This window comes from Streptomyces sp. NBC_01390 (assembly GCF_045040105.1).
In the GTDB taxonomy this organism is placed as follows: Bacteria; Actinomycetota; Actinomycetes; order Streptomycetales; family Streptomycetaceae; genus Streptomyces.
In genome coordinates, this window is sequence record NZ_CP109551.1 from 758,062 (window position 1) to 778,190 (window position 20,129).

A 20,129-nucleotide genomic window follows, 5' to 3' on the forward strand; every position below is an offset into this window, starting at 1 on the left:
CTCGAGGTTCGCGCCGGGAGGGGGTCCGGGTCGTCGTACGGCCGACGGCAGTACGTGTACCTCCCCGGGAGTACGCGGGCTCTTTCCCGCTGCTCCTCACTGCTTCGCGCTGCTTCAGGACGATCCTTGCTAGCGCTGGGCCAGCGCGCCCAGCGGGTCGTCCAGTACCGGTTGCCACGCCAGCTCGGCCGCTCCCACCAGGCTGTTGTGGTCCAGCGTGCAGGCCAGGATGGGCACGCCGCCGCTGCGGCCCCACAGACTGCGGTCGGCGACCACCGCGCGCAGGCGGTCCGCGTCGGCGTCGAGGAGAGTGCGGTGCAGGCCACCGAGGATGATGCGGTCCGGGTTGAGGATGTTCACGAGGCCCGCCAGGCCCAGGCCGAGGCGGTCGATCAGGGTCTCGGCGGCCGTGCGGACCGTCGGGTCCGTGTACTGGCCGCGGATCAGGTCGTTGGCCTGCTGGAGCAGGGACACCTCGGGTCCGGGGTCGCGGCCCGCCGCGGTGAGGAAGGCGAGCGGGTCGGCCTCGACGTCCAGGCAGCCCTGGCTGCCACAGTGGCAGGGGCGTCCCTCGGGGTTGACGGTGAGGTGCCCGACTTCGAGTGCGAGGCCCGAACTGCCCGTGTGCAGGCGCCCGTCGAGGACCAGCGCCCCGCCGACACCCCGGTGCCCGGTGGCCACGCACAGCAGGTCGCGGGCGCCGCGTCCGGCGCCGTGCCGGTGTTCGGCGAGCGCGGCGAGGTTGACGTCGTTGCCCGCGAAGGCCGGACCGGCGATGCCCGCCTCCCGTACGCGCTCGGCGAAGATCTCCCGTACCGCCGAACCGGCCGGCCAGGCGAGGTGCAGCGGGTTCAGGGCCAGGCCCTCGGGTTCGGCGACAGCGGAGGGCACGGCGAGACCGGCGCCCACACACCGCCTGCCGGTGTCGCGCAGCAGCTCGGCGCCCGCCTCGACGACCGAGCCGAGCACCTTCGCCGGGTCGGCGTCGACGGTCTCGCAGCCGGGCGCGGTGGCGACGATCCGCCCGCCGAGCCCGACCAGCGCGGCCCGGAACCCGTCGGCGTGCACCTGGGCGGCCAGGACGACCGGCCCGTCCTCGGCGACCTCGAGCCGGTGCGAGGGGCGACCCTGCGAACCGGCCGCCGCCCCCGGCCGGGCGTCCACTCTGATCAGCCCGAGCGCCTCCAGCTCGGACGCCACCGCACCGGCCGTCGCCCGGGTGACCCCCAGCTCGGCGGTGAGCACGGCCCGGGTGGGCGCCCTGCCGGTGTGCACGAGCTCCAAGGCGGGCCCGAGTGCGCCGCGCCCCCGGTCCAACCGCGTCCTAGAGGTGGTCCCCTCCCCCGCCGTCCGGGGGTCAGCCTTGCCGCTCATGAGGGCGAGTCTCCCATGATCCCTACGCCCGGTGACCGCACAGTAGGCCTAGAAACCGCTGACCCTGAGCGTGATGTTCAACCGGCCGGTCAGTCCCAACTCGGGTGGCGCCGTGCTCCCGTACACCCGCGGCACCCCGTGGTGGGCGAGCCGGGACGCGCCGCCGAAGACGAACAGGTCACCGCTGCGCAGCTCGACGTCGGTGTACGGCCTGGTCCGTGTCGCCGTGTTCCCGAAGCGGAAGAGGCAGGTGTCACCGAGGCTCAGGGAGACCACGGGCGCGTCCGACTTCTCGTCGCTGTCGCGGTGCATGCCCATGCGGGCGTCGGAGTCGTAGAAATTGATCAGCGCGATGTCGTGGTCGACGTCACTGTCGAACCCGGCCGCCGCGGCTGCCTCCCTCCCCAGCTCGCCCAGCCACTCCGGGAACGGTTTCACGGGCGAGCCGTCGCCGTCGACGACCGTGCTTGCATAGCCGTACGGGTACCAGTGGCGGCCGAGGCACACCTGGCGGGCGGTCATCGTGCCGCCGCCTGGCGTCCGGACCGTGCGCAGGCCGGCGGGCGGGCGCGCCCAGTCGCGGCAGGCGTCCAGCAGCTCGCGCTGACGCCCCGCGTCCAGCCAGTCCGGCACGTGTACCGCGCCCGGCGCGATCTCCGTACGGGCCCTGGAGAACAGCTCGGCATCCATGGCTTCCATCCTGCCCCAGGAGAGCCGACGGGGGCCGACGGGGCGTGAGCTGCGGCTCGGTTAGCCTGGGGCACGATGAACGACCGTATGAAGACTCCCTGGTCCGAGCTGACACTGACCCGTTTCCCCGCCGACCCGCGTGAGCGGCTGCGCGCCTGGGACGCCTCCGACGAGTACCTCCTCGGGCACCTCGCGGAGTCCGGGACCGACCTGTCCGGCACGGTCGTGATCGTCGGCGACCGCTGGGGCGCGCTCACCACGGCTCTCGCCCCGCACCGGCCCACGCAGATCACCGACTCGTTCCTGGCCCAGGAGGCGACCCGGGCGAATCTGCGGCGGGCGGGCGCGGACGAGGATTCCGTGCGGCTGCTCACGACGCAGGACGCACCGCCCGAGCGCGTGGACGTGCTGCTCGTGCGGGTGCCGAAGAGTCTCGCGCTCCTCGAGGACCAGCTGCTGCGGCTGGCGCCGGCCCTGCGCGAGGGCACGGTCGTCGTCGGCTCCGGCATGGTCAAGGAGATCCACACCTCGACGCTGAAGCTGTTCGAGCGCATCATCGGCCCGACCCGGACCTCCCTCGCGGAGAAGAAGGCCCGGCTCATCCACGCCACCGTCGCTCCGTCCGCGGACCGGGGTGCCAGTCCCTGGCCGTACCGCTACGAGCTGCCCGACGGCATCGGCCCGGCGTCGGGACACCCGGTGGTCAACCACGCGGGTGTCTTCTGCGCCGAGCGCCTCGACATCGGCACCCGGTTCTTCCTCCGGCAGCTGCCGGAGCCGTCGGGCACCGCCCGGGTGGTGGACCTGGGCTGCGGAAACGGTGTGGTCGGTACGGCGGTGGCGCTGGCCGCGCCGGAGGCCGAGCTGCTGTTCGTCGACGAGTCGTTCCAGGCGGTGGCCTCGGCGGAGGCGACGTACCGGGCCAACGGCCTGCCGGACGGGCGTGCCGAGTTCCGGGTCGGCGACGGACTGGCCGGGATCGAGGACGGGAGTGTCGACGTCGTGCTCACCAATCCGCCGTTCCACACCCACCAGGCGACGACCGACGCCACGGCCTGGCGGATGTTCACGGGCGCGCGGCGGGCGCTGCGGCCGGGCGGGGAGCTGTATGTGATCGGCAACCGTCATCTCGGCTATCACCTCAAGCTGCGGAAGCTGTTCGGCAACAGCCAACTCGTCGCGAGCGACGCCAAGTTCGTCGTCCTGAAGGCCGTGAAGCAGTGATGGTGAATTCAGACCAGTTCACAGCGCTGTAGTGGTCGTCTCTCCCCGCAGAGCGCGGGGTGACGCGCCGAGTTCGCGTCGGCAGGCCTTGTTGAACGCCTGAAGGTCCGGGATGCCCACCGAGGCGGCCACGGCGGGGATGGACAGGGTCGAGGCGCGCAGCAGGTGGCGGGCGCGGTCGAGTCTGCGGCGGCGGATGTAGCCGACCACCGTGTCGCCGGTCGCGGCCCTGAACAGCCTGGTCAGGTGGTTGTGCGAGACTCCCGCCGCCTGGGCGACGGCGGGCACGGTGAGCGGGGCGGCCAGCCGCCCCTCGATGTACGCGATGGCGGCGCCGACCGCCGGGTGCGGTCCCGGGCCCGGGCGTTCGGTGTCCGGGGTGAGGTGGGCGATGCGCCACAGCGCGGTCCAGATCTCGGCTCTCGTGTGCTCGGGCGCCCGTGGCACGGCGGCGATCGCCGCAAGCAACAGGCCGGTGAGGACGGGGAGTTCCGGGCCGGCGTCCTGCACGACGGGCACCGTGCGCGACGGACCGACGGGCGGGACGCGCAGGTGGGCGTAGAGGTGTTCGGAGCGGCCCTGGTAGCGGAAGCGGACCGTGCTGCCGGGCGGTACGAGGCTGACCCGGCCGGGGCGGATCACGTGCACCGTGCCGTCGACGGTGAGCTCGGCCTCGTACTGGTAGAGGTGCAGTTGCCACAGCTCCGGCAGCCGGAAGACGTCGGTGCGGCTCGCTACGCCGTGCACGCCGACGCCCGCGTTCGCCACGTGGGGCGGTTCGCCGAGGTGCAGCTCCGTTTCGCGCATGGTAAAAAACTACCAGCGCTGGTGACCGTCAGCCCAGCACGCCGATGATCCGGGTCACCGCCCGTGCCATCGCCTCACGTCCCACGCTCAGATACGAGCGCGAGTCGACCGCCTCGGGGTGGGCGGCGAGGAACACCCTGATGGCGCCGGTCATGGCGATGTTCAGGGCCGTGCCGATGTTGACCTTGGTGATTCCTGCCGCGACGGCGGCCGTGAGCTGGTCGTCCGGCACACCGGACGAGCCGTGCAGGACGAGCGGGACGTCCAGAGCGGCGGACAGCCGCTTCAGGAGGTCCTGGTCGAGGGCTGCCGTCCGGGTGGTCATGGCGTGCGAACTGCCGACGGCCACCGCCAGGGCGTCCACCCCCGACTCGGCGACAAAGGCCTGCGCCTCGGCGGGGTCGGTTCGGGCCCCGGGTTCGTGCGCGTCCAGCGGTGGCCGACCGTCCTTGCCGCCCACCTGACCCAACTCGGCCTCGATCCACATCCCTTGGGCGTGCGCCCAGTCGGCGGCGGCCCGGGTCGCGGCGAGGTTCTCCGCGTAGGGGAGCCGTGCCGCGTCGTACATCACGGAGCTGAATCCGGCCCCGGCCGCCTGGCGCAGCAGTCCGTCGCTCTGCACATGGTCGAGGTGCAGAGCGACGGGTACGGCGGCGCGTTCGGCGGCCGAAGCCGCGGCACGGGCCAGCGGGAGGAGCCGCCCATAGCGGAACTTGACGGCGTTCTCGCTGACTTGGAGGACGACGGGTGAACCCGCCTCCTCGGCACCGGCGATGACGGCCTCGACGTGTTCCAGGGTGATGATGTTGAACGCGGCGACGGCTGTACGCGCGGCGGCGGCCCGGGTGATGAGCTCACCGGTGGTGACGATCGGCACGGCCACTTCCCCTTCGGTCGACTTCGATCGGACTTCGATCGGACTTCGGTCGTACCTCGTCGAACTTCGGTCGGACTTCGGTCAACGAGTGCGCGGTGACTGGCCGCCGACAGGCGTCACGGGGTGAGGATCACCGAGCGGGTGAGGTGACGCGGGCGGTCCGGGTCGAGGCCTCGCGCCGCCGCCACCGCGACCGCGAGGCGCTGGGCACGCACGAGTTCGGCGAGCGGATCGAGAGCGCCGGGCACCCACAACGCCCCTGTGGCCCGCACCTGTTCGGCCAGGCCTTCCGGTGCCTCGCCGAACATCCAGGTCGCCGTGGTCCGGGTGGTGACGCTGATGGGACCGTGCCGGTACTCCATCGCGGGGTACGCCTCGGTCCAGGACAGGGACGCCTCGCGCATCTTCAGTCCGGCCTCATTGGCGAGCCCCACCGTCCACCCCCGGCCGAGGAAGGTGAACTGTGTGCACTCGACGAGCCCTTCGGGCAGTGGAGTCGCCAACGCCGTACGACAGTCGTCGACCACGGCCTCGTCGTGCAGTCCGAGGTGGGCGCGGAGAAGCGTGAGGGCGGTGGTGGCGAACCGCGTCTGCACGACGGACCGTTCGTCCGCGTAGCCGAGTACGACGAGGCCATCCGCGGCTTCCCGTACGGGAGTTAGGGGATCGGCGGTGATGGCGGTCGTCCGCGCACCCACGGGCTCGGTGCTCTTCACTCGCCGGAGCAGGTCGAGAACCTCGGTGGTGGTGCCGGAACGGGTGAGGGCGACGACCCGGTCGTAGCGGCGGCCGTAGGGGAACTCGGAGGCGGCGAAGGCGTCCGTCTCGCCCTGGCCCGCCTCTTCGCGCAGGGCCGCGACGGCCTGCGCCATGAAGTAGGAGGTGCCACAGCCGACGACCGCGACCCGCTCCCCCGCCACCGGCAGCACGCCGGCATGCTCGGCCGCCTCCGCGGCGGCGCGGGTCCAGCACTCGGGCTGGCTTCTCAGCTCGTCCTCTACATGGGTCATGTCGTGTGCCCTTCCCCGAGAGAACCTACGGAATGCTCGTTCCTGCAAGATACAGTCCAGTTTCGAGCAGAATCAAGCACCCATGCGCGAAAGCGGGAGTTCGGCGCAGGGCGGTGAACGACGAGAAGGGGGCGGCCGAGGGCCGCCCCCTTCGATCGAACTGATTCACCGGGAGTTTCTGCCGTCGTCGAGGCGCTCGACTCGGGCCACGTTCGCCCGGTCGTCGGTGTCCGTGCTCGCCTCAGCGGCGAACCAGGCGTCGAGGATCTCCTTGAGCAGCGGTTCCGAGGTCAGGCGCAGGCTGAGCGCGAGCACGTTGGCGTCGTTCCAGCGGCGGGCGCCGTCCGCCGTGTAGGCGTCCGTGCACAGGGCGGCGCGGACACCGGGCACCTTGTTCGCGGCGATCGAGGCGCCCGTGCCGGTCCAGCAGCACACGACGGCCTGGTCGGCGGTCCCGGCGGCGACCTCGCGGGCCGCCGCCTCCGAACAGGCGGCCCACTGCGGGTCGTCGCCGGGACTCAGGGCCCCGTGGGTCACCACGTCGTGGCCGAGGTCGCGCAACTGCCTGAGGAGGGCGCGGGCCACGGGTTCGTCCATGTCCGAGGAAACGGAGATCCGCATGGCCCGAGACTACCCAGCCACGGCAAAGACCCACGTCACATCGCGGAGCGACCCTGCCCGGCGGTCAGCCTGCGCTCTCCGGGGAGCAGCAGCCCTCCCGTCGCATGTGGCGGCTGACCTCCAGCCAGTCCTCGCCCGAGGCCGACCGCTGTGGGGCGTGGTGCCGGGCGGTGGCGGACGGGAAGGCGTCGACCAGGTCCGCCTGCTCGAAGGGGATGCCGCCGCGCAGGACCCCCACGGTGCGGATCAGGGTGTCGAAGTCGGTGAACGGGTCGCCGTCCACCATCGTCAGGTCGGCGAGTTTTCCCTCCTCCAGCGTGCCCAGGTCGGCATCGGCACCGAAAACCCGCGCGGGCAGCAGGGTGGCGGTGCGCAGCACCTCCGCCGGTGACAGGCCGGCGCGGTGCAGGGCGCGCAGGGCCAGGTGCAGATGCAGGCCCACCGGGACGAGCGGCTGGTCCGTGCCGAGCGCCACCAGTCCGCCCGCCGCGAGGATCCGCCGATAGACGTCCAACTCCCGGTCCAGCGTAGTCAGTTGAGCCTCGGTGGGCGGCGCCGCCGCCTGTTGCCGGACGAGCGCCGTGTCCCACGGTGGCATGAGCGTGGTGACGCGCGGGTCGTTCGCGAGGGCGGGGTCGGCGCCGAGCAGGGGAAACGCCGTGAACGGGGTGGCGATCAGATGGAAGTCGGTACGGGTGTAGATCTCCTCAAGGTCCTGGTAGGCGCGTCCCGTGGCAGTGGTGGCGTGCCCGAACTCCAGTCGCTGGGTGGCCTGCAGATGGGTCGTCAGGTCCTGGCCCAGCTGCACGCCGGGGCTGCACAGATGGCTTCCGCTGCGTACCCCGAGCCGGTCGTGGGCGAAGTCGGCGGCCTCCTTCATCACCCAGCCGGGGGCACGTACGTACGTCTTCACGAAGTCCCAGTCCAGCGCCTCCGCACGGGCCAGTGTGCGGCGCAGGCCCTCGGGGGTGCGGTGGGCGCGGGCCATGCTGTAGGCGACGCGGCCTCCGTCGAGCAGTTCGCCGGTGGACAGCAGCCGGGGTCCGGTGAGGGCTCCCGCGGCGACGGCCTCGCGGATGCGGGCCTGTTCGTAGGCGAAGCCGCCGAGGGAGACGGCCGTCGTGATGCCGTACGCGACCTGCAGCGCGGTCTGGCGGCCGCCGTAGGTGGACTGCCAGGGGTGGGTGTGCGCGTCCCACAGGCCGGGGATCACCGTGCGCTCGCTCGCGTCGATCCGGCGCACGGCCGGGCGGCCTGCCCGGTGCGGGGCGACCTGCGCGATACGGCCGTCGCGGATCACGACATCGATGTCCTCGCGGACGTCCGGCCCGGTGCCGTCCCAGAAGCGGCCCGCGTGCACCACCGTGTCGGCCGGCCTCGGGCTGCGGTAGTCCAGCGGGACACGGACGGTACGGGTACTGCCGTCCGCGATGTCGATCAGGCGCAGGGTGCCCGCGGAGAGGTAGCAGAGGGTGCGGGCATCGGCGGACCAGGACGGATGGTCGGCCGCCTCGCTGGTGAGCCTGTGGGGTTCCCCGTCCGGCGTGCCGTCCGCGCGGACCGGCAGCAGCCACAGCGCCGACTCGGCAACGACCGCCATCCAGCGCCCGTCGGGGGACCAGACGGGGCCGGAGTCGTAACGGTCGGCGATCGAGGTGTGCGGGGCTACGGCGTGCAGGGCGGCGGTGCCGGTGGTGGTGTCGACGACACGGATCAGGTTGTAGCCCTCGCGGAACCGCTGGTTGACCCGGTTCCGGTCGCACAGGGCGACGTACCGGCCGTCCGGCGACCAGCTTGGGCGGCCGGGCAGGCCGCCCGCTCCGAGTGCTGCGGCCAGGACCCGCTCGGCGCCGTCGGGCAGGTCGCGCACCACGAGGTTGCCCGACATGTCCAGGCAGGCCAGCCGTGTCCCGTCGGGCGAGAGAGCGGGGAAGACCCGGCCGCCCCCGGCGAGCACGGTCTCCGCGCCGGAGTCGAGGTCCCGGCGCCGTACGGTGAACAGACCGTCGCGATCGTCGGCGTACACCAGTCCCGTGCCGTCGGGTGTCCACGTCGGCGCCAACACATAGCGCGTGCTGGGGACTTGGAGAACTCTGCGGGGTGGACGGCCGCCCCTGGTGCCTGCGGTCCACAGCGCGTTGAGCGCAGCGAAGGCGACGGTCCGGCCGTCCGGGGAGAGGGCGGGCAGGTGGAGGGCGCGCACGGGACGGGCACCGGCGGCCGCTTGGCCGAAGTCATACGCCTTGACGCGGTAGTCGGGCCGTTTCACCGGCAGTGTGGCCGTGAACGGGATCTCCTCGCCGTCGCCCGGCGCGGCCGGGTCGACCAGACGGAAGTGGCCGTCGACGTTCAGCAGGAGGCGTTCGCCGTCGGGCGTCCAGCGGGGCGGCGCCGGGAGGAGATCGCCCTCCACTGCGACCGGTGTGCCGTCCACGACAAGGGTGCAGGAGGCGGCGGGTGCGGCCGTGGTGCGCAGGTAGGCGAGGCGTCCGGCCGGTGAGACGGCCGGGGTCATGAGCTGGGCACCGGAGTCGTCGGTGTGCTCCGCGGTGACCGGGCCCGAGCCGTCCGCGGCCACCGACGCGACGGTGGCCGCGCGAAGGGTGCCCGGCGCGGGCACGGTCGCCCGTACGAACAGGACCCGGGTGCCGTCGGGCGACCAGGTCGGGTCGAAGTCCTCCCAGGCGGTGTCCTGCCCCGGGCCCTGCTGCCCGGAGCGGCCGGTGAGCCGGGTCAGCGCGCCGGTGCGTACGTCGACGACCCAGACGCGGTACGGGGCGCCGGTCACGGTGTCGCCCCCGCGCTCGGAGGCGAACGCGACCCGGGTGCCGTCCGGCGACCAGGCCGGCCCCCGGTCGTCCCACGGCCCGTCGGTGAGCTGCCGCAGCCCGGTGCCGTCGGGCCGGAGTGTCCAGAGGTGGAAGCCTCCGCCCCGGTAGGCACAGACGACGAGACGGCTGCCGTCGGGCGAGAACTGCGGGCGGGTGGGTTCGAGGCCGGGCGAGGTCAGCGCGACGGCGGCGCCACCGGCGCGCGGCACGGCCCACAGCACGTTCTGGACCTCGGCGACCAGCCGGTCACCGGAGGGGGCGAGCGTCGCGGACCCGCCCGTGGCGGCGGTGAAGGTGAGGCTGGTCGTCGAACCGGGCGCGGCGGACGCGACCGTCGTACCGGCGGTCGCGAGTGCGGTGGCCGTGGCTGCGGCGGTGGCGGTGGCCTGGAGGAATCTGCGGCGGGAAAGCGGGCCGAACCAGGTGTCGTCCGTGGTGCTGGTGGGGGTGTCTTCGGCGTCCAAGGGGGCTCCCGGTGCGCGGAGTTGGGGGGCGGACAGGTCGGACGGAAAGATCGCTGAGGAGAACGTAAGGCGCGAAGCGCCCTTCAGGGGACCCCGCCCGATGTTTCTCGGCCGAACTTCACTCCGCCGTGGGCCTTGTCCCCCGCCGACCCGCAAATCTAGACTCAGAGAAAATGAAGCTAGTTCAGTTCAGGTTTGTGGTTCTTCATGATCCGGTTCAGGATGCGAGTCCTGGATCAGGGAGCAGACTCATGCTGGGTTCTCTCAACGGAAAGACCGCGCTCGTCACCGGTGCGGGGCAGGGCATCGGGCGGGCGATCGCGGTGCGGCTGGCCCAGGAGGGCGCGTCCGCCGTGGCGGTCGCCGACCGGAACAAGGAGACCGCCGCCGAGACGGCGGACCTCGTCCGCGCCGAGGGCGCGCGGGCCGAGGTGATCGTCTGCGATCTGCGCGTGCGGGACAGCATCCAGGAGATGGTGGCGCGTACGGCGGAGTGTTTCGACGGCCTCGACGTCCTGGTCAACAACGCGGGAGTGATCGAGACCGCGTTCACGGCGGACCGGGACCGTGGCGTCGACGCCCTCTCCGAGGAGGTCTGGGACGCCGTCTACGAGGTCAATCTCAAGGCGGTGTGGCTGACCACCAAGTTCGCCGCACCGCACCTGCGCCGCTCACGGCGGGGGCCGGCCATCGTCAACACCGCCTCCGTCTCCGGCCTCACTGGCTTCCCCAACGCGCCCGCCTACGGTGTCAGCAAGGCCGGTGTCATCCATCTGACCAAGGTGACCGCCGTCGATCTGGCCCCGGTGCGCTGCAACTGCTTCTGCCCGGGCGTCATCGACACACCACTCGCCCAGGACTACTTCGCCGCGGCGCACGACCGGGCGGCCATGGAACGCGAGCTGACCGCACCGCAGTTGGTCGAGCGGCTCGGGCGCCCGGAGGAGGCGGCCAAGTTGGCGTGCTTCCTGGCCTCGGACGACGCGGCGTTCATCACGGGAGCGTCGTACGTGATCGACGGCGGCGCGCTCGCCTGGCTCGGTGTGCGGGACTGAGGACGACCGGCACATGGGCCGGGGCCCACCGGAGGAGACCACAGGAGAGGGGACTCGATGCTGTCGGGACTGGCCGGGAGGACGGCGCTGGTGACCGGCGCCACGGGAGGCATCGGTGACGCCGTCGTACGGCGGCTCGCGGCGGAGGGCGCGGCGGTCGTGGTGACCGACCTCGACGCCGGTCGCTGCGAGAAACTCGCCGAGGAGGTCGGCGGAGGCGCCCTGGGACTGGCACTGAACGTCTCGGACGAGGCGGCGTGGCGCGAGGTCGTCGGCGCGGTGACCTCCGCGCTGGGCGGCCTGTCCGTGCTGGTGAACAACGCCGGCATCGCCGCCATGCACACGGTCGAGACGGAGACCATGGAGTCCTGGGAACAGGTTCTCGGCGTGACCCAGACCGGGGTCTGGCTCGGTATGAAGCATGGCGGCGCGGCGATCGAACGCTCCGGCGGCGGCTCGATCGTCAACGTCGCGTCGATCTTCGGTACGGTCGGCGGCTTCGGTGCCCAGTTCTCGTACCACGCTGCCAAAGGCGCGGTACGTCTGATGACGAAGAACGCGGCGCTGCACTGGGCCAAGCGCGGGGTCCGGGTGAACTCCCTGCATCCCGGTTTCATCGAGACGCCCCGTTCACGTGAACTGTGGCACGACACGCCCCGGTTGGCCGCGATGGTCGAGGGGACGCCGCTGGGCCGGCTCGGTACGCCCGGGGAGGTGGCCGGGGCTGTGGCTTTTCTCGCGTCCGACGACGCGAGCTTTGTGACCGGGTCGGAGCTTTATGTCGACGGGGGGTGGACAGCGCGCTGAGCCGGGCGGCTTTTTCGCCCCCGCCGCCCCTACCCGTCCCATCCTGTACCTGGGGGCTGCGCCCCCAGACCCCGCTGTCGGCCCTGAAGGGGCCTCGTCCTCAAACGCCGGACGGGCTGGAGGTGCGGGCCTGGGCTGGAAAGGTACGGCCGGTGATGGATGGGTGCGGCGGACGGCCTGGAGGGTGCCGGCCGGTGTCAAACAGGCATGGCCGCGTACCAGTTGACGCCGTCGGCCAGTGTGCGGCCGGCCCGGCCGCGGGCCACCAGTACGTCCAGGTGCGCCGCGGTCTCGTTGACGGCGAGCATCTGGTTGAAGGCGTTCAGGTCCGTGAAGGGCAGCCTGCGCCGGGTCCATCCCAACTCCCCCGCCACATCGAACGCGTTGCGCGTCCGGTCGCCGAGTACGGTCAGCGTCTCGGTGAGCCGGTCGTCGTGGTGGGCCAGGAGCTCCTCGGTGCGCGTGTGCACGCTGCCACCGGCCGGACCGTGCGCGGGCATCAGTCGCGCGTCGGTGAGCGTGGTCATCCGGCGCAGCGAGTCCAGGTAGTCGCCCAACGGCAGGTCGGCGCCGCCGAGTTCGAACCCGATGGACGGGGTGATGTGCGGCAGGACGTGGTCGCCGGAGAACAGCAGCCCCCGGGCCCGGTCCAGGTAGACGACATGACCCCGGGTGTGGCCGGGCGTCGGAATCACCGTCAACGCCGCTTCCCCGAAGGGGAGTTCCTCTTCCCGCAGCCAGCGGTCCGGGGGCTCCCACACGCTGGGGTCGAAGCCTCCGTGGTCCATCGCCTCGACCCGGTCGGCGAGTTCGTGGGCCCCGGCGCGGCGCAGCGTTCGCAGCGAACCGTACGGCTGGTCCGAGCGCAGCTCCCCGAGCAGCTCCAGCCCGCGCTGTTCGCCCGCGCCGAGGTAGACACGGGAGCCGAACAGCCTGCGCAGTTCGACGGCCTGGGTGTAGTGGTCGCGGTGGATGTGGGTGACCAGGATGTGGCTGATCTCGCCCAGGTCGTGGCCAAGGCCGGTCAGGGCGTCCTCAAGTGCCTTGCGGGACTCAGGGATCGACCAGCCTCCGTCGATCAGGACCAGCCCTTCCGTCAGCCCTTCCAGGGCGTAGACGTTGACGGCTCGCAGTCCGTCGTCCGGCAACGGGAGCGGAATGCGGTGGACGCCGGGCCGTACGGTCTCGGGTCCGCCTTCCGCCCACCGTCCGCGGTCGAAGCGGGGGCCGGGAGGCGTGGGGGTGGGAGGCGTGGGGGTGGTCATGCGTCTCCTTGGCGGTGCTGGTCATGGGATGCCGGTATCCGCGCGTGCAGTCGGCGGGCGAGGCCACGTGCTCCCGAGCGGTCGAGCTTGCCCACGGTGGTCTGCGGCAACTCGCTCACGGTGAAGGCGAATTCGGGCCATTTGGCCTTGGACAGGCCGGTCCTGGCGAGGTGTTCACGGAGTTCGTCGAGGCCGAGTTCGCCGCTGCCGTCCTCGGGCACGAGGAGTACGGCGGCACGTTCGCCGAGGAGGGGGTCCGGGACGGGGGTCACGCAGACGCGGGCCACCGCCGGGTGAGTGGCGACGGCGCGTTCGATCTCGGTGACGTCGAGATTGCGTCCGCCACGGATGATGACGTCCTTCTCCCGGCCCATGACGGTCACCGTGCCGTCCTCGCCGGTCGTCAGCAGGTCGCCGGTCGGGAAGTACCCGTCCGGGGTGAGGGCCGGCGGCTCGGTCCTGCCGTCGCGGGCGTAGCCGAGGAAGAGGGACGGGCCGCGCACCTGGGCGCGCCCGGTCACGCCCGGTCCGAGGACGGTGCCGTCGGCCGCGACCGCCCTGAGGTCGGTGCCGGGGAAGGGCCGTCCGTCACAACCCAGGCGGATCTCCTCGGGGTCGTCGGGCCGGGGCGAGGTGTGGCCGAGGCATTCGGACATGCCGAAGACGCGCAGGATTCTGGTCCCCAGGGAGCGTTCGGCGCGGGCGAGGGCACCTCGGTCCATGGGGCCGCCGCCGACGGTCATCGAACGGACCCCGCCTAGGGCCTTCGAGCCGGCTGCGGCCGCGCCCAGCTGGAGGGCCATGGTCGGTACGCACATGGTCCACCTGACGTCGTGGCCGGCCATCCGCGCGAGTGCCTCCTCGCGGTCCCATCGGCCGGTCAGTACGAGCGGTCCGCCCAGCATGAGCGCCAGGCAGACCCCGAAGCAGTAGGCGGCGGTCGAGGAGAGCGGGACCACGGCGGCCACCGCGTCGCCGTCGTGCAGACCGTTGACGTCGACCGTGCGGGAGCACGCGTACCGCAGGGAGTCCTCGGACTGGACGACGCCCTTGGGCCGTCCGGTGGAGCCGGACGTGAGTCCGATGAGGGCGCCGCCGGACCAGCGGGAGACATCGTGCGGACCGTTGCCGGCTCGTACCGTCCAGCCGTCGAGGCCCTCGGCCGTCCGCGCGTCCGGCAGGGCCCGGCCGACGTCCCATTCCGCCGTCGCCGACGGTTCGGCGATCACGACGTCCGGCCTGATGTCCTCCATGGCGGCCTCGAACTCGGCAGCGGTCGTGTGCCGGTTGACCAGTGCCAGGACACCGCCGGTCAGTCCGACGGCGAGGGTCGTGGCGACGGTGCGCCAAGAGTTGTCGGCCTGGAGGAGCACCGTGCCGCCCGGCGTCCAGTCCGGGGTGATCGTCTCGGCCAGATCGGCCGCACGCTGGAGCAGGTCACGGGCGCCGTGCCGGCCCTGGTCGTCGACGACCGCTGTGAAGTCGGCCCGCTGGGCCCGGTCGTAGAACTCCCGCACTGTCTGTCGCATCCGCTTCCTCGCCTCTTCGCGAAGGGGTGAAGCACCGTTTCGGCCCGCCCGTGCACACCGGGCTCAGCCCGTGTACAGCTCCGCCTCGCCGCCCATGACGGCGATCCGGCGGCCGCGCATGTCTCCGACCTGCGCGACGGCCGCCGCCCACTCCGGGCTGCGGAGCGCCTTGCGCAGATCGTCGGCGGTGTCGAAGCTCAGGACGGAGAGGCCGTCCCAGCCCTCCGAGCGCGGTTCGAGGGCCGCGTCGATGTCGGTGTGCCGCCAGGATCTGAGTCCGGGCAGCCGGTAGGTGAGTTCGGCGTGTTCGCCGCGCCACCAGGCGATGAACCGCTCGTGGGTCCACTCGGGCGGCCGGGCCGCCAGCAGTACGAGGTTGTACATCCGTCCTCCTCGGGTGAGTCAGGTGAACAGGACCGCGGGCGAGCGTCCGATCATCAGGCGCCGCACTCTGCCGTCTTCGTCGAGCCGCGCCGAGGCCACGAAGGTCGCCTCCGGCACTCCCGACCTGCGTACCTCACCGAGGTACAGCTCGTCTCGGCCGACGGTCGACGCGGTGAGCAGGTGGTGGGTACGGACACCCGTCTCGCGCTGGGCGAGATAGCCCTCCATCTCGGCCCGGCCGCCGTGGAAGTCGGTGCCCGTGTCGCCGCCGGTGGAGAACAGGATGGAGAAGGCGAAGTCGTCGCCGATCAGATCGAGGATCCGGTTGGCGTCGTCGCTGTCCAGGATGCCGAACCAGGTGGTCAGGAACGACGCGGCGGGCGTGGCCGGGGCGGTCACGGCCGGTCCACCAGGTCGAAGTCGGTGGTGAAGAACGACTGGTAGCGCGCCATCAGCCCGTCCGGCGAGACCCGGACGGCGGACAGGAACGCACCTACGGCCACGCCCTTCTCGACGACGAAGCCGTACGCCGTCTCGACGTCGCCGTCGACCGCGTACCGCGTGATCTCATGCGTACGGTCCACCGCGGCGCGGCCCGCGATGTACTCGGCGAAGTCCGCACGGGAGGTGCCGGACTGCTGGCCGCTGGGAAGGGCGATGAGGAACCGGAAGTCCGGCTCCAGGAGTTCGAGGGCTTTGTCCGGGTCCTGGCCGTCCATTCTGGCCATGTATTCGCGAAGCACCATCACTGATCGCTCTCCCTCAGCTCCATGAAACAACCTGAGTTCAGTTCAGTTTGACTGTAAGACAGCGTCCCGCCTCCGACAAGAGGCGGGGCGCCGACAGGACCGAAGGATTATTCCGCGACCATCCGCACCACACACCCCTCGATCATCTCGCTGATCTCCGGCAGCGGAATCGCGCCGGTCGGGCGGTACCAGCGCCAGACACTCACGATCATGCCGAGGACACCGAGACCGAGGGTGTGCGCGTCCCGGACCGGGAAGGAACCCTTGGCCATGCCGCGCATCAGCAGGCTCGTCCAGTCCCGCTCGACCATCTGGACCAGCTGACGGGCCGCGACGCGCTCGGTCTCCTCGCGCTTGGACTTCCGCGGGGTGGCGAGCAGGGACATGTTGGCCTGCAGGATGCGCATCTGGCGGATCTCGTGGTCGGTCACCGCGAAGGCGGAGCGTACGGCCGCGCGCAGTTCCTCCACGGGCTCCGTCTCTCCGGACGTCACCTCGACGAACATGTCGTGGGAGCGCTGAAGCTCCAGGCGCATGATGGTGAGCAGACAGTGGGCCTTGGACTCGAAGTAGTGGTAGAGCGCGGTCTGCCCGATGCCGACCCGGTCCGCCACCTCCGACCACTTGGTGTTCTCGTAGCCGTCCTCGCCGAACCGCTCCACGGCGGCCACGAGGATCGCGCCACGCTTCGACCTGGGCCCCTCCTCCGGATCCACGATCCGCGCCCTTGCCATCGTCTCTCCCTCTGCTCCACCGACGGTACCGATCACCGTCCGGTCGTCCGAGAGTAGACCCAAGTTCAAGTCGGTTTCGACTCGAAGACCGACCGGGTCCCGGGTTCGCCGTCCGCCCGAGCGGGGTCCGACCGCGCACGGTCGCGGCGTCCGAAGTCGGGCCGGCGCCCGGCGAGGAACGCCGCCACGCCTTCCCGGCCCTCCGCGGACACCGCGGCGGCGACCAGCCGGCGGGCCTCCGCATCGAGGTGTTCGCCGAGGCCCACCGACAACGCCCCGTCGACCAGGCGTCGGCTCGCGCCGTACGCCTCCGTGGCGCCGCGCGCCAGCGCACCCGCCACCTCCACTGCCTCCTCGTACAACCGTTCCAGTTCGACGACCCTGCTCACCAGCCCCATCTCCAGCGCCTCCGGGGCCGGTACCCGCCGGTTGGTCAGCAGCAGATCCATGGCTCGCCGGGGTCCGACGAGCCGGGGCAGCGACCAGCTGGTCCCGGCGTCCGGCGTGTAGCCGATCGCGGTGTACGCGGCCGTGAAGCGGGCGTCGCTCGCCGCGACACTCACGTCCGCCGCCGTCGCGAGCCCGAGCCCCGCTCCCGCGACCGCCCCCTGGACGGCGGCCACGAGCGGGGCGTCCAGCCCGGCGAGGATGCGCAGTGCTCCGTGGAGTGCGTCGGTGACCTCGGCGAGATGTGCTGCCAACTCCTCCCCGGACAGCGCGGCGAACTCCTTGAGGTCGCCGCCGACGCAGAAGGACCGGCCCCGTCCGGTCAGCAGCACGGCCCGCGCCCGCGCCTTCTCGCACTCCCGGGCGGCGTCCAGGAGCCCCCGGGCCATCGCCAGATCGATCGCGTTGCCCGCACCCCGGCACATCTCGACCCGTGCCAGCCCGTCGCCGTCGACCTCCACGGTGACCCTCATCGCGCTGTCCACCCGCCGTCCACCGTGAGCACGTGCCCGGTGCAGTACGAGGACGCGTCCGAGGCCAGGAAGAGCAGCGCCCCGTCCAGCTCCCCCCGCTCACCGCCGCGCGCCAGCATCGTGCCGCGTTCGACCCAGCGCCGGGAGCGCTCGTCGGAGAAGAGCCCCTCGGTCATCTCCGAGTGGAACCAGCCGGGGGCGAGAGCGTTGACCCGCACCCCCAACGGCCCCCACTGTCCGGCCAGTTCGCGGGTCAGCCCGACCAGGCCGGCCTTGGACGCGGCGTAGGCCGCGCCGCCCAGCGGGGCGCCGGAGACCAGCCCGAGGACGGACGACACGTTGACGACCGATCTCGTACGACCGGATGAGGACTCCGAAGCCGGCGTCGGCGCCTCCGCCATGAGCCGGGCGAGGTGGAAGGGCGCGACCAGGTTCACGGCCAGTACGTCGGCGAAGTCCTGGGCGTTCTCCTCCTCGGCGCGTACGGCTCCGGGCACGCCGGCGTTGTTGACGAGCACGTCGATCCGGCCGCTCTCGTCGAGTGCGGTCGCGATCAGCCGCAGCCGGTCCTCCTCCCGCGAGACATCACAGACGACGGGGTGGATCCGTGGGTCGGTGTCGGCGAGTCCCTTCAGCTTCTCCAGCCTCCGGGCGGCGGCGAACACGGTGGCACCGGCCGAGGCGAGCACGGTGGCGAACCGCGCTCCGAGACCGGAGGACGCCCCGGTGACGACGGTCGTCCGACCCCGCAGCGAGAACAGGTCCGTCACCGGGTGCACCGCCGGTCCTGCCACGGGGCTCATCCGTCCACCCCGATCGGCAGCGCTGTCGCTCCGCCGTCCAGGACCAGCGTCTGCCCCGTCATCCAGGACGAGGCGTCGGACGCCAGGAAGAGGGCCGCGTGCGCCACGTCCTCCACGGTCCCGAGCCTGCGCAGGGGCAGCTTCGCGGTCAGGATGGGCTCTCGCGGTTCCCAGACGGCCCGGGCCAGCTCGGTCTTGATCAGTCCGGGCGCGATCGCGTTCACCCGTGCCCTCGGGCCGAGTTCGTAGGCGAGTTGCCTGGTCATGTGCAGCATGGCCGCCTTGGTCGCGTTGTACCAGCCGATGTGCGGGTCGACGACCAGTCCGCCGACGGAGGCGATGTTGACGACCGCTCCCCCGTGCTCCGCCATCCAGGCCCGCCATGCGCAGCGGGTCCAGGCGAGCATCCCGAACTGGTTGACCCGTACCGTCTTCTCCGCGCGTGGCAGGTCGAGGTCGATGAGGTCGCCCATATAGGGGTTGGTGGCCGCGTTGTTGACCATGATGTCGAGGCGTCCGAGGCGGGCCATGGTCTCCTCGACGCACCGTTCGGCGTCGGACGGCTCGCCCGCGTTGGCGACTGTTTCGTGGACCTCGCCGTCGCCCTTGACGCGCAGCAACTCCGCACGTGCCGAGGCGAGTCCGTCGGGTTTGCGGGCCGCGATCACCACATGGGCGCCCGCCTGCCGGTACGCCTTGGCGATCCCGAGGCCGATGCCCCGGGAGCCGCCGGTGATCACGGCGACCCGGCCGCTCAGTACCTGTTCGTTCACACCGACTCCTCCGGATACTTGGCCAGTTCGCGTCGTGCGACCGTCCGTAGGTGGACCTCGTCGGGGCCGTCCGCGATCCGCAGTGCCCGGGTGATGGCGTACAGCCGCGCCAGTACGGTGTCGTCGCTGACCCCGGCCGCGCCGTGCGCCTGGACGGCGCGGTCGACCACCCGGTGGGCGACCTCCAGCGCGGCCACCTTGATGGCGGCGACCTCGGTACGGGCGGCCGAGTTGCCCTGGGTGTCCATCAGCCAGGCCGACTTGAGGACGAGCAGCCGCAGTTGCTCGATCTCGATACGGCTGCGCGCGATCCACTCCCGCACGACCCCCTGCTCCGCGAGCGCGCCCCCGAAGGCGGTGCGGGTGAGGGTGCGGCGGCACATCAACTCCAGTGCGCGCTCGGCGAATCCGACGGCTCGCATGGCGTAGTGCATGCGTCCGGGCCCCAACCGTCCCTGTGCCAGGGCGAATCCGTCCCCTTCGCCGCCCAGCACGGCGGACACCGGCACGCGTACGTCCTCGAAGAGCACGTCGCCATGGCCGCAGCGGTCGGTGTAGCCGAACATCGGCAGGTCGCGCAGGACGGTGATGCCGGGGGTGTCCCGGGGGATCAGCAGCATGCTCTGCTGCCGGTAGGTGGGGGCGTCGGGGTCGGTGACGCCCATCAGGATGATCAGTCGGCAGTCGGGGTCGAGGATGCCGGAGGTGTACCACTTGCGGCCGCTCACGACGTACTCGTCGCCGTCCCGGGTGATCCGGGTGCGGATGTTGCGCGCGTCGGAGCTCGCGACCTCCGGTTCGGTCATCGCGAAGCAGGAGCGGATCTCGGCGGCCAGCAGGGGCCGTAGCCAGCGGTCCTGCTGCTCGGGAGTTCCGAAGAGCGCGAGCAGTTCCATGTTGCCGGTGTCGGGGGCGGAGCAGTTGAACACCTCGGGGCCGATCACCGACCGTCCGGCCAGTTCGGCGAGGGGAGCGTATTCGAGGTTGGTGAGGCCGGCGCCTCGGTCGCCGTGCGCGAGGAAGAGGTTCCAGAGCCCTTCGGCGCGCGCCTTCTCCTTCAACTCCCGCATGATCGCCGGGAGTTCATGGGGGTCGTCGGCCTCGGCCAGCTGCCGGTCGTACACGGCTTCGGCGGGCAGGACGTACTCCTCCATGAACGCGGCCATCCGGGTGCGGAGTTCTTCGGCCTTCGGGGAGAGTCCGAAATCCATG

At 71.8% G+C, this 20,129-nt stretch carries 20 protein-coding genes; 3 read left to right on the forward strand and 17 right to left on the reverse strand.

What is annotated here, in order from left to right; all coding sequences use genetic code 11:
* Window positions 1-129 precede the first annotated feature (129 nt).
* Both OG241_RS03165 and OG241_RS03170 read right to left on the reverse strand, forming a co-directional pair.
* Entirely contained in the window at window positions 130-1,374 is a 1,245-nt protein-coding gene (locus OG241_RS03165; RefSeq protein WP_405813515.1) for an ROK family protein, read from the reverse strand.
* 48 nt (window positions 1,375-1,422) lie between these two features.
* Window positions 1,423-2,064, reverse strand: coding sequence for an alpha-ketoglutarate-dependent dioxygenase AlkB family protein (locus tag OG241_RS03170; protein WP_405813517.1), 642 nt, complete (start codon window positions 2,062-2,064; stop codon window positions 1,423-1,425).
* A 75-nt stretch (window positions 2,065-2,139) separates the two neighbouring features.
* Between OG241_RS03170 and OG241_RS03175 the strand changes: the two genes are divergently transcribed.
* Entirely contained in the window at window positions 2,140-3,288 is a 1,149-nt protein-coding gene (locus OG241_RS03175; protein ID WP_405813518.1) for a methyltransferase, read from the forward strand.
* A gap of 18 nt (window positions 3,289-3,306) precedes the next feature.
* Here the strand turns inward: OG241_RS03175 and OG241_RS03180 are convergent, their stop codons facing one another.
* The 5 genes from OG241_RS03180 to OG241_RS03200 all read right to left on the reverse strand — a co-directional run bounded on the left by OG241_RS03180 (window position 3,307) and on the right by OG241_RS03200 (window position 9,898).
* Window positions 3,307-4,095 (reverse strand): helix-turn-helix domain-containing protein, encoded by a 789-nt coding sequence (locus OG241_RS03180; RefSeq protein WP_405813520.1) that lies wholly within the window; start codon window positions 4,093-4,095, stop codon window positions 3,307-3,309.
* Window positions 4,096-4,123: 28 nt separating this feature from the next.
* Entirely contained in the window at window positions 4,124-4,972 is an 849-nt protein-coding gene (locus OG241_RS03185; protein ID WP_405813521.1) for a ketose-bisphosphate aldolase, read from the reverse strand.
* 116 nt (window positions 4,973-5,088) lie between these two features.
* Window positions 5,089-5,982, reverse strand: coding sequence for an SIS domain-containing protein (locus OG241_RS03190; protein ID WP_405813522.1), 894 nt, complete (start codon window positions 5,980-5,982; stop codon window positions 5,089-5,091).
* Window positions 5,983-6,147: 165 nt separating this feature from the next.
* Window positions 6,148-6,603, reverse strand: a complete 456-nt coding sequence (locus OG241_RS03195) for an RpiB/LacA/LacB family sugar-phosphate isomerase (protein ID WP_405813524.1) — start codon at window positions 6,601-6,603, stop codon at window positions 6,148-6,150.
* 64 nt (window positions 6,604-6,667) lie between these two features.
* Window positions 6,668-9,898, reverse strand: coding sequence for an amidohydrolase family protein (locus OG241_RS03200; RefSeq protein ID WP_405813525.1), 3,231 nt, complete (start codon window positions 9,896-9,898; stop codon window positions 6,668-6,670).
* Between the two features lie 251 nt (window positions 9,899-10,149).
* Between OG241_RS03200 and OG241_RS03205 the strand changes: the two genes are divergently transcribed.
* Entirely contained in the window at window positions 10,150-10,953 is an 804-nt protein-coding gene (locus tag OG241_RS03205; protein WP_405813526.1) for an SDR family NAD(P)-dependent oxidoreductase, read from the forward strand.
* A gap of 57 nt (window positions 10,954-11,010) precedes the next feature.
* Window positions 11,011-11,760 carry an SDR family NAD(P)-dependent oxidoreductase gene (locus OG241_RS03210; protein ID WP_405813527.1) on the forward strand — a complete coding sequence of 250 codons (750 nt, stop codon included), beginning with the start codon at window positions 11,011-11,013 and terminating at the stop codon, window positions 11,758-11,760.
* 197 nt (window positions 11,761-11,957) lie between these two features.
* Here the strand turns inward: OG241_RS03210 and OG241_RS03215 are convergent, their stop codons facing one another.
* The 10 genes from OG241_RS03215 to OG241_RS03260 form a co-directional block, all read right to left on the reverse strand.
* On the reverse strand, window positions 11,958-13,025 hold the full coding sequence (locus tag OG241_RS03215) for an MBL fold metallo-hydrolase (protein ID WP_405813528.1): 1,068 nt from the start codon (window positions 13,023-13,025) through the stop codon (window positions 11,958-11,960).
* Window positions 13,022-14,554 (reverse strand): class I adenylate-forming enzyme family protein, encoded by a 1,533-nt coding sequence (locus tag OG241_RS03220; RefSeq protein ID WP_405813529.1) that lies wholly within the window; start codon window positions 14,552-14,554, stop codon window positions 13,022-13,024. Before OG241_RS03220 ends, OG241_RS03215 begins: the two co-directional genes overlap by 4 nt.
* Window positions 14,555-14,617: 63 nt before the next feature.
* On the reverse strand, window positions 14,618-14,938 hold the full coding sequence (locus OG241_RS03225) for an EthD family reductase (RefSeq protein ID WP_405813530.1): 321 nt from the start codon (window positions 14,936-14,938) through the stop codon (window positions 14,618-14,620).
* A gap of 18 nt (window positions 14,939-14,956) precedes the next feature.
* A complete protein-coding gene (locus OG241_RS03230) occupies window positions 14,957-15,337 on the reverse strand; it encodes a hypothetical protein (RefSeq protein ID WP_405813532.1) in 381 nt (126 codons plus the stop codon).
* The gene (locus OG241_RS03235) at window positions 15,334-15,684 is read right to left on the reverse strand and encodes a nuclear transport factor 2 family protein (protein ID WP_405813533.1); all 351 of its coding nucleotides are present in this window, start codon (window positions 15,682-15,684) and stop codon (window positions 15,334-15,336) included. The genes OG241_RS03230 and OG241_RS03235 overlap by 4 nt, the downstream gene beginning before the upstream one ends.
* Window positions 15,685-15,794: 110 nt before the next feature.
* Window positions 15,795-16,421, reverse strand: coding sequence for a TetR/AcrR family transcriptional regulator (locus tag OG241_RS03240; protein ID WP_006381532.1), 627 nt, complete (start codon window positions 16,419-16,421; stop codon window positions 15,795-15,797).
* A gap of 65 nt (window positions 16,422-16,486) precedes the next feature.
* Complete coding sequence (locus tag OG241_RS03245) at window positions 16,487-17,341, reverse strand: enoyl-CoA hydratase/isomerase family protein (protein ID WP_405813534.1); 855 nt, start codon at window positions 17,339-17,341, stop codon at window positions 16,487-16,489.
* Window positions 17,338-18,144, reverse strand: a complete 807-nt coding sequence (locus OG241_RS03250; RefSeq protein WP_405813536.1) for an SDR family NAD(P)-dependent oxidoreductase — start codon at window positions 18,142-18,144, stop codon at window positions 17,338-17,340. The genes OG241_RS03245 and OG241_RS03250 overlap by 4 nt, the downstream gene beginning before the upstream one ends.
* Window positions 18,141-18,917, reverse strand: a complete 777-nt coding sequence (locus tag OG241_RS03255) for an SDR family oxidoreductase (RefSeq protein WP_405813538.1) — start codon at window positions 18,915-18,917, stop codon at window positions 18,141-18,143. Before OG241_RS03255 ends, OG241_RS03250 begins: the two co-directional genes overlap by 4 nt.
* Window positions 18,914-20,128 carry an acyl-CoA dehydrogenase family protein gene (locus OG241_RS03260; RefSeq protein WP_405813539.1) on the reverse strand — a complete coding sequence of 405 codons (1,215 nt, stop codon included), beginning with the start codon at window positions 20,126-20,128 and terminating at the stop codon, window positions 18,914-18,916. The genes OG241_RS03255 and OG241_RS03260 overlap by 4 nt, the downstream gene beginning before the upstream one ends.
* Window position 20,129 lies beyond the last annotated feature (1 nt).